The sequence below is a fragment of the Arthrobacter saudimassiliensis genome, from assembly GCF_059090665.1.
This window is the reverse complement of record NZ_JBNHFX010000001.1, coordinates 1326718-1338979: the sequence shown is the minus strand read 5'-3', so window position 1 is coordinate 1338979 and position 12262 is coordinate 1326718. Positions and strand designations below refer to the sequence as shown.

The following is a 12262-nucleotide window of genomic DNA, read 5'->3' as shown; positions in this document are numbered from 1 at the left end:
GGCGGCCGGTTCCCTTCTCACGAAAGGGAACCGGCCGCCGTCGGCGTCAGGGCGTCCAGTCGTCAGGGCGTCCCGGGAACGAATCCGCTCCGGCGCTCCTCCTCGTCGTCGAACCGGCCCCTGGCCTCGCGCACCGCGGCCATATTGACCGATGTCCATCCCAGCAGGGCGTCGATGAGCTCCTGCAGCGTCTTGCCGAGTGCGGTGAGGCGGTATTCCACTGCCACCGGCCGGGTCTGCACCACCGCCCGCTCCACCATGCCGTTGCGCTCCAGCCGTCGCAGGGTGGCGGTCAGGGGTTTCTGGGTGACGGTCGGAATGGCCCGCCGCAGTCCGTTGAAGCGCAGCGGCTGCTCACACAGCTTGTCCAGCACCAGCAGGGACCACTTGTCGAGCAGCTGATCCAGCAGTTCCCGCTGTTCGGCGCTGACCTGGGAGTGCTGAACCGGGTCGGCAGCAGCGGGAACGGCACTGGCAGGGAAGGTATCCGGCATGACACCTAGTCTCGTTGAAGCTCCTTTGAGGGGCCAAGTAGAAACAAGGTCCAGCTTCCGTCAGAAAGGACCGTCATGACCGTCACGATGCACAGCCCGGAGGGCATGTTCCAGCCCGTCCCCTACCATCACGTCTCCGTGGCGTCAGGCACCCGGCACGTGCACGTCGCCGGGCAGATCGCCCGGGACGGCGAGGGAAACCGGCTCGCCCCCGGGGATTTGAAGGAACAGACCGCCATTGCCCTGCGCAACACCGCCCGCGGCCTTGCCGGTGCCGGTGCGGACTTCTCCGATGTGGTGCGGCTGCGGTTCTTCGCCGTGCAGTGGCACCCGGACAAGATGGACGACTTCATCGCGGGCATCGAGAGCGTGGTGGAGGAACTGAACCTTCCGCAGCCGCTGCCGCCGCTGTCGTTCATTGGTGTCGACTACCTGTTCGAGCCGGACGTGCTCATCGAGGTGGAGGCCTACGCGGTCCTCGACTGAGGCCCGGGCAGGCGACGGCGGCCGGTTCCCTTCCGTTGGGAAGGGAACCGGCCGCCGTCGCGCGTTACAGCCCGGGTGGAGCCGGAGCTGCTATGCCCCGGACACCGCCGCAGCCAGCTTGTTCAGCGACTCCTCCAGGTCATCCTTGGACACCATCGGGAACGAGACCTTCTTCAACGTCTCCTTGTCGGTGACGTTGGACCAGTCATAGGTGAGGGTCACCTCGGTGGAATCCTGGCCCTGGGCCTGCAGCTCCCAGACCCACTGCCAGCCCTTGGGCTCGGTGCCGGCCGGCGCGGTCTGCCAGGCGATCAGCTTCTTGGGGTCGAATCCGGTGACGTGGTTGTCGGTCTTGTAGTCCCCCATCTTTTCGTTGTGCATGTTCATCGTGAACACATCGCCCACGCCGGCGATGCGGTTGGTCTTCTCGTCCGAAACCACCATGCCGGAGCCGTCCAGTTCGTGGTGCCTCTCCGGGTTGGACAGCAGCCGGAAAATGTCTTCCGCCGATGCGTCGATCACCCGGGTGACTACCACGTTCGTCTGCTCACCTGACATATGTTGATCTCCTTTTCGTCGGTTTTTCCTGCATCCGGCGGCGCGGGGCCGCCGAAGATTGTGCCGGGCCGGACGGTGGTCTCAGCCCGGGGTGTCGGCTTCGGCCTCCTGCAGGTTCCAGCCGGAAATGTACGGCGGATCCTGGCCTTCGTCGCGGGTGTACTGCCGGGCGCGCAGCCGCTCGTCCTGCAGCCGCTGGCGCAGCGGCGCCTGCCGTTCGCCCAGTCCGGGGACCCGGTCCAGCACGTCGATGGCCAGCTGGAACCGGTCGATCTGGTTCAGCATCGCCATGTCGAACGGCGTGGTGGTGGTGCCCTCCTCCTTGTAGCCGCGCACGTGCAGGTTGGCGTGGTTGGTGCGGCGGTAGGTCAGCCGGTGGATCAGCCACGGGTAGCCGTGGTAGGCGAAGATGATCGGCTTCTCCTTGGTGAAGAGCGTGTCGAAGTCCCGGTCCGGCAGCCCGTGCGGATGCTCCGCCGGATCCTGCAGCCGCATCAGGTCCACCACGTTGACCACCCGGATCCGCAGGTCCGGCAGGTTCTGCTTCAGCAGCGCCGCCGCGGCCACGGTCTCCAGGGTGGGGACGTCGCCGGCGCACGCCATCACGACGTCGGGCTCCGATGCCTGCGCCGGATCGGCCGGCTCGCTGCCGGCGAAGTCCCAGATGCCGATGCCGCGCTGCACGTGCAGCTTCGCCTGCTCCGGATCCAGCCAGGCCGGGGCCGGCTGCTTGCCGGAGACCACCACGTTCACCCGGTCCCGGGTGCCCAGGATGTGCTCGGTGACGGCGAGCAGGGTGTTGGCGTCCGGGGGCAGGTACACCCGGATCACGTCGGCCTTCTTGTTCACCACGTGGTCGATGAACCCGGGATCCTGGTGCGAGAAGCCGTTGTGGTCCTGCTGCCAGACGTGGCTGGAGAGCAGGTAGTTCAGTGAGGCGATGGGCTGCCGCCACGCCAGTTCCCGGGAGACCTTCAGCCACTTGGCGTGCTGGTTGAACATCGAATCGACAATGTGCACGAACGCCTCGTAGCAGTTGAAGACGCCGTGCCGGCCGGTCAGCAGGTAGCCCTCCAGCCAGCCCTCGCACAGGTGTTCCGAGAGCACCTCCGCCACCCGGCCGCTGCGGGCCAGGTGTTCGTCCACCGCGTCGATGCGCTGCTGCCAGACCTTGTCGGTGACGTCGTAGACGGCCTGCAGCCGGTTCGAGGCCGTCTCGTCCGGGCCGAAGATCCGGAAGGTGGAGGGGTTGAGCCGGATGATCTCCCGCAGGTAGCCGCCCAGGTTGATCATCGGGCTCACCTGTTCGGCGCCGGGACGCTCGACGGCGACGGCGTGGTCCGCGTAGGCGGGCAGGCGCAGGTCCTGCAGCAGCCGGCCGCCGTTGGCGTACGGGGTGGCGCTCATCCGCAGCTCCCCCTCCGGCGCGAGGGCGGCGATCTCCTGCCGCAGCCGGCCGGCGTCGTCGAACAGTTCCTGGGGCCGGTAGGAGCGCATCCACTCCTCCAGCTGGGCGAGGTGTTCCGGATTCTCATGGATGCCGGACAGCGGTACCTGGTGGGCGCGCCAGGTCCCCTCGACCTGCAGCCCGTCCACCTTGCGCGGTCCGGTCCAGCCCTTGGGCGAGCGGAGCACGATCATCGGCCAGACCGGGGCGCCTGCTTCTGCGGCGTCGGGCGGTGTCCCGCCGGAGCGGTAGGGGGCCTGGATGGCGTGGATCTCCGCCACGCAGGCGGCCAGGGCGGCGGCGAAGTCCTCGTGCGCCTGCTCCACGGCGTCGGGGTCCTCCACGGTGACGAAGTAGGGCCGGTAGCCGTAGCCCTCGAGCAGCTTGGCCAGCTGCTCTTCGGGCATCCGGGACAGGATGGTGGGGTTGGCGATCTTGTACCCGTTCAGGTGCAGGATCGGCAGCACCGCGCCGTCGGCGGCGGGATCGAGGAAGCTGTTGGAGTGCCAGCTGGCGGCCAGCGGGCCGGTCTCCGCCTCGCCGTCGCCGATGACCGTGGCGGCGATCAGGTCCGGGTTGTCGAACACCGCTCCGTAGGCGTGCGCGAGCGAATACCCGAGTTCGCCGCCTTCATGGATGGAGCCCGGGGTCTCGGGAGCGGCGTGGCTGGGAATGCCGCCGGGATAGGAGAACTGGCGGAACAGGGTGGCCAGGCCTTCCTCGTCCAGCCCGACATGGCTGTAGATCTCGGAGTAGGTGCCTTCCAGCCAGGCGTTGGCCACGTTCGCCGGGCCGCCGTGCCCGGGACCGGTAATGAACAGGAACGGCTGGCCGGTGGCACGGATCAGCCGGTTCAGGTGCGCGTAGATGAAGTTCAGGCCCGGGGTGGTGCCCCAGTGGCCCAGCAGCCGGGCCTTGACGTCCGCCGCCTCCAGCGGCCGGCGCAGCAGCGGGTTCTCCCGCAGGTAGATCTGCCCGGCGGAGAGATAGTTCGCGGCGCGCCACCAGGCGTCCACGCCGGCCAGCTCGGCCGCAGGCACGGGCTCGGTGCCGGGCAGCGGGTCGGTGACGGTTCCGGGAGGGGCACCGGTGCCGGGCTCGCTCATGGTCAGCTCCTTCGTTGGGGTCGGGGGTGCTGGCAGACTCTCGGTTCGGGTTCCGCTACGGAACCTCCAGGACGACGTCGGAGGGCTTCTTGTCCGGCCGCAGGCCGCGCCAGACGGGGTGGCGCAGCTTGCCGGTTCCGGTCATCTCGGCGTAGGTCACTTCGCCGACCAGGGCGGGGCGGACCCAGTGCGCATCGGCGGCGTCGGTGCGGGGCACATCGGGCAGCGGAGCGGTCTTGCGGCCCATCTTCTTCAGCTTCGATCCGAGCACGGCGAGGTCCTTCTCGCCCAGCCCGGAGCCGACCCGGCCGATGTACTGCAGCTCGGTGCCGTCGGGCACCGCCACCAGCAGGGAACCGACCTTGTTCGCCCGGTTGCCCTTCCCGGGCCGCCAGCCGACGATGACCACTTCCTGGGTCAGCTGGTGCTTGAGCTTGATCCAGGCCTTGGAGCGCCGGCCGGGAGCGTAGGAGCTGTCCAGCCGCTTGGCCATCACGCCTTCCAGCCCGAGTTCGCGGCTGGAGTCCATGGCCTCGTCCAGGTCCAGCTGCAGCACCGGGGGCACCTGGATGGTGCCCTCCGGTTCGGGTTCGACGGCGGATTCCAGGATCTCCCGCCGCTGCAGATAGGTCAGATCCTGCAGGGAGTTGCCGTCCAGCCAGAGCAGGTCGAAGAGCATGAAGTGCACCGGGGTACGGGCCGCGGCGGCGTCGATCTCCCTTTTCTTCGTCAGGTGCATCCGCGGCTGGAGCAGGCCGAAGTCCGGCCGGCCGGCGGCGTTGAGGGCCACGATCTCGCCGTCGAGCACCGCACGTTCCCCGTTGAGCCGTTCGGCCAGCTGCTGAAGTTCGGGGTAGGCGGCGGTCATGTCGTTGCCGTTGCGGCTGATCAGCCGGACGCCCTCGGGGGTGACGTCGGCGATGGCCCGGACGCCGTCCCACTTCATTTCGTAACCCCAGCCGTCCTCGTCGCCGATGTCCGCCCGGGTGCCGAGGGTGGCGAGCATGGGTTCCAGCGCCGGCATCCCGGCGTCGGCCCTGTCCGCGGCGACGGCTTTGGCGTCGGGAACCTCGGGCAGCGGACGGCGGGTGGTGGGCGGCGGTGGAACGTCCTCGGCCTGGTCGCCGCCGTCGCCGTCCTGGGGGGCGGGCTGCTCCTTCATCAGGTGGATCAGCCAGTTGTCCTTGCCCTGTTCCCGGCCGCCTCCGGTGTGGATCAGCGCGAACCGGCGGACGCTGCTGCCCTGGCCCGCCAGGCCGCCGTCGGGCTGGCCGTGCAGCACCGCGATGACCTCCTTGCCGTCCCGCCACTTTTCCCGCTCGTAGGTCCCGTGGTCCCAGATGGTGACGTCCCCGCCGCCATATTCTCCTTTTGGAATATGTCCTTCGAACGTGCCGTAGTCCAGCGGATGGTCCTCGGTCTGCACGGCCAGGTGGTTCTTCCCCGGCGAGGTGGGCGGGCCTTTGGGCAGCGCCCAGGAGACCAGCACGCCGTCGTGCTCCAGCCGGAAGTCCCAGTGCAGCCGCCGGGCGTGGTGCTCCTGGATGACGAAGCTGTTGCCCTCCCGCGCGGGGGCCGGCTCGGCGGGAACGGGCTCGGGCGTCTTCTCCGGATCGCGCATGCTCCGGTACTTGCTCAGTCGATCCGGGCGGCTGGATCCGCCGCCGTTCGTTCCCTCTTCGCCGGCTCCGTCACCGCCGGTTTCGGGCCGGTCCACGGCTTCGGCAAGCGCACCTTCGCTCAGCTCGCCGGCGTCGTCCCCGCCCTGCTCCAGGCCCGCCAGCGGATCGCCCAGCGTGTCCAGCCGGTCCAGCACCTGTTCGTAGTCCAGATGGTCCAGGTCGGGATCCTCGAGCTCCTCCCAGGTCCGCGGCGCGGCGACCATGGGCCGGAACCGGCCGCGGAGCGAGTAGGGGCAGATGGTGGTCTTGTTGGCGTTGTTCTGGCTCCAGTCCACCAGCACCTTGCCGGTGCGCAGGGACTTTTTCATGTCGGAGACCACCAGGTCCGAATGGTCGGCCTCCAGGGCCCGGGCCAGTTCATGGGCGACGGCGTTCACCTCGTCCGCGGTCTGGGTTCCGTCCAGCGCCACGTAGAGGTGGATGCCCTTGGAGCCGCTGGTCACCGGCCGGGCATCGAGGCCCATGTCGTCGAAGATCGATTTGGCCCAGCGGGCCACCTGGGCGCACTCGGCCAGCCCCGCGCCCTCGCCGGGATCCAGGTCCAGCACCAGCCGGTCCGGATTGCGGATCGCTCCGCGCGGTCCGAACTGCCACTGCGGCACGTGGATCTCCAGCGCGGCGGACTGGGCCAGCCAGGTCAGCGTGGCCAGGTCATTGACCACCGGGTAGATGTTGGTGCCGCTCTTGTGCTCGATCGGGAAGCTCTTGACCCATTTGGGGGCGGAGTCCTCGATGTTCTTCTGGAAGAACACCTGCCCGGGCTTCTCCGGCGTGCCGACGCCGTGCACCCACCGCTTGCGGGTGGCGGGGCGCATCCTGGCATGCGGAATCATGAAGTCCGCGACGGCGGCGTAGTAGGCGAGGATGTCGGCCTTCGTGGTTCCGGTTTCCGGATACAGGACCTTGTCGAGGTTGGTCAGGCGCAGCCGGTGTCCGTCAACGCTGACCGTTTCCTGCTGCGACTTTGTCCCCGTGGTTCCCGCCATATCCCCTAGTCTTGCGGGATTGAAGGCAAAAGGCCAGCATTTCGTCAGCGTGCTTAGTATTCGCTTGGAGGAGGGGCTATCTTGGCCCCATGGCCCAAGAACGCATCCTGGTCACCGGCGCGACCGGCTACATCGGCGGGCGGCTGGTGCCGCTGCTGCTCGAGGACGGGCACCGCGTCACGGTCCTGGCCCGCAGTCCGGACAAGCTTCGCGACGTGCCCTGGGCGGCCGACGTCGACATCCGGCAGGGCGACCTGTCCGACCCCGACTCCGTGCGTGAAGCCTTTCGGGACATCGACACCGTCTACTTCCTGGTCCATTCCATGGCCTCCGGTGCCGGGTTCGCGGGACAGGAGGAGGCCATCGCGCGAAACACGGCCCGCGCCGCCGAGGACGCCGGGGTCCGCAGGATCATCTACCTCGGCGGACTGCACCCGGACGAGGGGGAACTGTCCCCGCACATGCGCTCCCGCACCGCCGTCGGGCAGGTCTTCCTGGACTCCGCGGTCCCGGCGGTGGTCCTGCAGGCCGGGGTCGTCATCGGCTCCGGCTCCGCGTCCTTCGAGATGATCCGGCACCTGACCGAAACCCTGCCGGTGATGCCCGCGCCGTCCTGGGTCCGCCGCAGGATCGAACCGATCGCGGTCCGCGACGTGCTGCACTACCTGGCGCGGGCCGTGGACCTGCCGGCGGACACCAACCGCACCTTCGACCTGGGCTCCCGGGAGGTGCTCACCTACGCGGAGATCATGAACGGCTACGCCGCCGAAGCCGGCCTGCCGCAGCGGCGGATCTTCGCCCTGCCGCTGCCCGCGCCCCGCCTGGCCGGGCTCTGGGTGGCGCTGGTGACCCCGATTCCGCTGGCCATGTCCCGGCCGCTGGTCGAGTCGCTGCAGCACGACGCCGTCGCGAAGGAACATGACATCGACCGGTACGTGCCGGCTCCCGCCGGCGGGCACACCGGCTACCGGGAGGCGGTGCGCCGGGCACTGGGCAAGGAGCAGCGCGGCGAGGTGGAGACCACCTGGGCCGGCGCCACCCCCGCCGCCGATGCGGCATCCCAGCCGCTGCCCAGCGACCCGGAGTGGGCCGGCCGGAAGGTGTACATCGATTCCCGCCAGCGCCGGGGCGAGGTCGCCCCGGCCCGGGTGTGGGAAGTAATCGAAGGCATCGGCGGGCGCAACGGCTGGTACTCGCTGCCGATGGCATGGGCGCTGCGCGGAATCCTGGACAAGACGGTCGGCGGCGCCGGGCTCAGCCGCGGCCGGCGCCACCCCAAGCGCCTGTACACCGGCGACGTCGTCGACTGGTGGCGGGTGGAGCTGCTCGAGCGCGGCAGCCTGCTGCGGCTGCGGGCGGAAATGCGCGTCCCCGGCCGGGCCTGGCTGGAACTGGCCGTGGATCCGGACGGAAACGGCGGCAGCGTGTACCGCCAGCGGGCCATCTACTTTCCCCGCGGGCTGACCGGCCGGCTCTACTGGTGGCTGATCTCCCCGTTCCACGGCCTGATCTTCCCCGCCATGGCCCGCAACATCCTCCGCCAGGCTTCCCGACTGCCGGCCTGAGGCCCCCGGCCCTGCCGGACGAGCCTTCGGGGCAGGGAGGACGTGCCGTCATCGAGGCGTCCGGTCCAGCGGGCGCTCATAACTTTCGCGTATCATCAGGGCGCACAACAGTGTTCGCCTCCGGCCATCGGCGGCAGAATGGACTGGAATGCCCGGGCCGATCGGCACCGGACGACGACGCCGGCTGACCGGCGCAGCACACACTTCCCAGGGGGATCTCTCACAGTGCAGGAATCAAGCAGCACCGGTCGCAGGAAAGCGGCAGTCTGGACCACCGTCATCGTGGTGGTCGTTGCCGTGGCCCTGGGTGCCGCCTGGGCGCTGGGAGCCTTTGACCGCAGCAGCCGGCCGGCGGCCGGGCAGCAGCCGTCCGCCTCGCCGAGCGCCGCCCCGACCGCCGCGGGGCCGGTGAGCGTCACCACCGTGCCCGCCGACGGGGCACTGGAGGTCAACCCGATCACGGTTGCCGAAGTGGCTGCCGTGAACGCCGAGATCGACAGCGTTACCCTCCGTCCCGCCGGCGGCGGCGAGGCAGTGCAGGGGACCCTGGACGAGGACGGCGCGCTGTGGCGGGCCGACGGTCCGCTGGCCTTCAACACGCAGTACGAGATGAAGGTCGTCCTCGCGGGCGACGACGGCTCGCGGGTCACCGAGACCAGCAGCTTCGCCACGGTCACCCCGCCCAACGAGGCCAACGCCTTCATGTACCCGCTCGACGGCGCGGTCGTCGGCGTCGGGCAGCCCATCGAAATCAACTTCAGCGAACCGGTCCTGAACAAGGACGCCGTCGAAGCGGCGATCACCGTGGACGTCAGCTCCGGGCAGGAAGGCGCCTGGCACTGGGTCACCGACACCAAGGCCCGCTACCGGGCCGCCGAGTTCTGGGCACCGTACACCACCGTGAAGGTGGACATGCAGCTGTTCGGCGTGGACTTCGGCAACGGCATGATCGGCAACTTCAACGAAGAGCGCACCTTCAGCACGCACAACACCAGGCTGGCCGTGGTGGACAACAACACTAAGACCATGCAGGTCTTTGTCGACGGCCAGCTCACCCGCACCTTCCCGGTCACCCTGGGCGACGCCGAGTGGCCCTCCCCCGAGGGCTACCTGGTGGTCATGGAACAGCACCGCTCCGTGCCGTTCCGGGCCGAGAGCATCGGCCTGAAGCCGGGCGACCCGGCCTACTACGAGCCGTTCGACGCGACCAACGCCAGCCGGCTGACCCACGGCGGCGTGTTCGTGCACCAGGCCCTGCCGGGAGCCATGGGGGCGCTGGGCGTCCTCAACGTCTCGCACGGCTGCGTCGGCATGTCCCCTGAGGGCGCGCAGTACTTCATGGACACCTTCGACCCGGGCGACGTGGTCCAGGTGCTCAACACCGGTTTCCCGCCCGTGCCGATCGGCGACGGCTACGGGGACTGGAACACCCCGTGGGAGCAGTACGCGGCCGGCTGACGCCCACGCCCTGCCTCAGGCAGGGCACCTGCCGCAGGAGAGCCCTCCCTCAGCTCAGCGGCGGCGTCCGAACAGGAACCAGGCCGCCGGGCCGAGGAAGTTGATGCCGCAGGCCATGGACCACGCAATCCGGTTCCCGCGCACCCGGGCTGCGGGACGGCGCCAGATGTCGACCAGCGCTGCGACGGCCAGGCCGACCTGGACGACGCCGGCGGCACCCAGTGACTTCTTCTGGCCGGGGGTGAGGTCGGAGAGTCTGCGCTTGGGCATGAGGGTTCCTTCCTGAATCCTGCACGGGGCCGAGGTGCGGCGGGTGCGCCGCGTCGGGGTCCCCAATCTACCCTGCGGCGGCTCAGGGCAGCAGCGAGCCTGCGGAAAGCCGGTGGAAGGATCTGTTGTGGTAGACCAACGGCGCGGCGTCGTCGTTCGTCTCGAGGACCTCTTCGACCTGCGCTGCGATCAGGACCGACGCCCCGACCGGGGTGCGGGAGAGGATCCGGCAGCGCAGCGCAAAGGCGGTGCCGTGCAGCAGCGGTTCACCGCCGGGCAGCCAGGACCACTGGCGGGGATCGGTGAAGCGTTCTCCGCCCGGCCGGGCAAAGCTGCGGGCAAGCTCCACATTCGCATCGGACAGCAGGTGGACGACGATCGTCTCCGCGGCGCTGACCGCGCCGGCCGAGCCGGCCTGCGAGGCCAGCGAGAAGGCCAGGATGGGCGGCTCGGCGGAGACCGAGGCCACCGAGGACGCGGTCAGCCCGACCGGCGCCTCGCCGCTGCGGGCGGTGATCACGGCAACGCCTGCGGGGTGGTTGCGGAACGCGTCCTTGAAGCGGTCCACCAGGACCGGGCTGGACATGCGGGTGGAGGTCATGGGGTGGTGCTCCCTTGGCCGGTTGCGGCGCCTGCGCTGAACATCCCTCCACGCTAAGACCTCAACATTGGTTGAGGTCAAATCCGTCCCGCCTGCCGGACCCCGGCGCGGTGCGGGCCGTCCGTCCGGCTACTCCAGGACCCCCGAGCCGGTGCCCCGCGCCGCGTCGTCAGGGTTGACGAACCGGCACTCCGCCAGCGACAGGCAGCCGCATCCGATGCACCCGCCCAGCCGGTCCCGCAGCGCCTCCAGCCGATGGATCCGGTCATCCAGCTCGCGCCGCCAGGCTGCGGAAAGCCGCTGCCAGTCCGCCTGGTCCGGAACGCCGTCGGCCGGCAGCTCGGAGAATGCCTGAGCGATCACCGCCAGCGGAATGCCGGCACGCTGGGCGGCGCGGATCACCGCCACCCGGCGCAGCATGGACCGGTCGAACCGGCGCTGGTTGCCCGCCGTGCGGCGGCTGGAAATCAGCCCCTGCCGTTCGTAGAAGTGCAGCGCGGACACCGCCACGCCGCTGCGCTCGGCCAGCTGGCCGACCGTCAGTTCCGTGGAGGGCATGGCCCGCCTGCCTTCCTTGTGCGCAGCTGTCCGCTGCTCCGCTGTCCTGTCCGGCCGCCGACGCTCCGGCATCCCGCCCTGGCTCCCGGCCGGGGGCCTGCTCCGGTAGCATCGCGCCATCCTCCAGTATCCCAGCACCTGGAATCGGGCCTCTTTGGAAAGGAGCCGGACATCGCCGCCGACGCCGGCCAGGGCACCCTGGTCTTCCTGCAGGGCACCGGGCTGACCGACGGCTCGGTGGCCGATCAGCTGCGTGCGGGCCTCGCCGGGGAACCGCGCCTGGCCCGTTTCGGGCTGCAGGTCCTGGACTGGACCCGGATCGCTCCGCCTGACCTTCCCGCCGCACCGGCGCTGCCGGAGGAGGAGCCCGCCGCGGCGGGGCAGGCGGCGGGACCTGCGAGGGCGCGGGCCGCAGCGGACGTGGCAGCGGATGCGGCAGCGGATGCGGCGGCGGAACTGGGTGCGGCCGCCGGGCAGCTGACCGGGGACGCCCTGCTTGGCCTGCTGACCGGCGTCGCGGTCCGGCACCGGGCCGCGCTAACCGACGCCGCCGGCGACTTTGCCCGCAACATCGGCTTCTACCTGGCCCAGGGCGCCCGGGTGCGGGAGCTCATCCGCTCCGACCTGGCGGCCTCGGCTCCCGTCCGCCCCGTCGTCCTCTACGGGCACAGCCTGGGCGGGGTCGCGGCCGTGGATGTGCTGCGGGAGTCCGATGCCGCCGGCCTCGGCGTGGATCTGCTGGTGACCGCCGGATCGCAGGCGCCCTGGCTGGCTCTGCTCGGGCTCGCCGTGCCCGGGGCGGACCCGGCCGCGGCACCGGCTTCCGCGCCGTCGGCGCCGTGGCTGAACCTCTGGGACCGCCGGGACCTGCTGGCTTTCTGCGCCGAACGGGTCTGGCCGGCGGCGGTGCGCACCCATCCGGTGCGTGACGTCGAGCTGATCTCCGGTGAGGCGTTTCCGCAGTCGCACGGGTCCTATGTCCGCAGCGCCGAGGGCTTCCGGGCGGTCGCCGATGCCCTGTTCCCGGACGCGGGCTGACCTGTCACCGGCC

11 protein-coding genes are annotated in these 12262 nt (G+C 70.1%); 4 read left to right on the top strand and 7 right to left on the bottom strand.

Annotation, left to right across the window (positions count from 1 at the left end; translation table 11 throughout):
* Positions 1–62: 62 nt before the first annotated feature.
* Complete coding sequence (locus AC5RV6_RS06260; RefSeq protein ID WP_494006406.1) at positions 63–494, bottom strand: winged helix-turn-helix transcriptional regulator; 432 nt, start codon at positions 492–494, stop codon at positions 63–65.
* Between the two features lie 75 nt (positions 495–569).
* On the opposite strand from AC5RV6_RS06260, the gene AC5RV6_RS06255 reads away from it, so the two are divergent.
* Complete coding sequence (locus tag AC5RV6_RS06255; protein WP_494006405.1) at positions 570–980, top strand: Rid family hydrolase; 411 nt, start codon at positions 570–572, stop codon at positions 978–980.
* Between the two features lie 90 nt (positions 981–1070).
* Here AC5RV6_RS06255 and AC5RV6_RS06250 read toward each other — a convergent pair whose 3' ends face one another.
* From AC5RV6_RS06250 to AC5RV6_RS06240, 3 genes are all read right to left on the bottom strand, one after another.
* On the bottom strand, positions 1071–1538 hold the full coding sequence (locus AC5RV6_RS06250) for an SRPBCC family protein (protein WP_494006404.1): 468 nt from the start codon (positions 1536–1538) through the stop codon (positions 1071–1073).
* An 81-nt stretch (positions 1539–1619) separates the two neighbouring features.
* Entirely contained in the window at positions 1620–4091 is a 2472-nt protein-coding gene (locus AC5RV6_RS06245) for a phosphoketolase family protein (protein ID WP_494006403.1), read from the bottom strand.
* Between the two features lie 55 nt (positions 4092–4146).
* Positions 4147–6759, bottom strand: coding sequence for an ATP-dependent DNA ligase (locus AC5RV6_RS06240; RefSeq protein WP_494006402.1), 2613 nt, complete (start codon positions 6757–6759; stop codon positions 4147–4149).
* Between the two features lie 89 nt (positions 6760–6848).
* Here AC5RV6_RS06240 and AC5RV6_RS06235 point away from each other — a divergent pair, with 89 nt between their 5' ends.
* Positions 6849–8324, top strand: coding sequence for an SDR family oxidoreductase (locus AC5RV6_RS06235; protein WP_494006401.1), 1476 nt, complete (start codon positions 6849–6851; stop codon positions 8322–8324).
* A gap of 225 nt (positions 8325–8549) precedes the next feature.
* A complete protein-coding gene (locus AC5RV6_RS06230; protein ID WP_494006400.1) occupies positions 8550–9782 on the top strand; it encodes a L,D-transpeptidase in 1233 nt (410 codons plus the stop codon).
* A 54-nt stretch (positions 9783–9836) separates the two neighbouring features.
* Here AC5RV6_RS06230 and AC5RV6_RS06225 read toward each other — a convergent pair whose 3' ends face one another.
* The 3 genes from AC5RV6_RS06225 to soxR form a co-directional block, all read right to left on the bottom strand.
* On the bottom strand, positions 9837–10052 hold the full coding sequence (locus tag AC5RV6_RS06225; protein WP_494006399.1) for a PLD nuclease N-terminal domain-containing protein: 216 nt from the start codon (positions 10050–10052) through the stop codon (positions 9837–9839).
* 82 nt (positions 10053–10134) lie between these two features.
* The gene (locus tag AC5RV6_RS06220; protein WP_494006398.1) at positions 10135–10653 is read right to left on the bottom strand and encodes a flavin reductase family protein; all 519 of its coding nucleotides are present in this window, start codon (positions 10651–10653) and stop codon (positions 10135–10137) included.
* Between the two features lie 129 nt (positions 10654–10782).
* Positions 10783–11211 (bottom strand): redox-sensitive transcriptional activator SoxR, encoded by a 429-nt coding sequence (gene soxR / locus AC5RV6_RS06215; protein WP_494006397.1) that lies wholly within the window; start codon positions 11209–11211, stop codon positions 10783–10785.
* A gap of 18 nt (positions 11212–11229) precedes the next feature.
* Here soxR and AC5RV6_RS06210 point away from each other — a divergent pair, with 18 nt between their 5' ends.
* Complete coding sequence (locus AC5RV6_RS06210; RefSeq protein ID WP_494006396.1) at positions 11230–12249, top strand: hypothetical protein; 1020 nt, start codon at positions 11230–11232, stop codon at positions 12247–12249.
* The last annotated feature ends 13 nt before the right edge of the window (positions 12250–12262 follow it).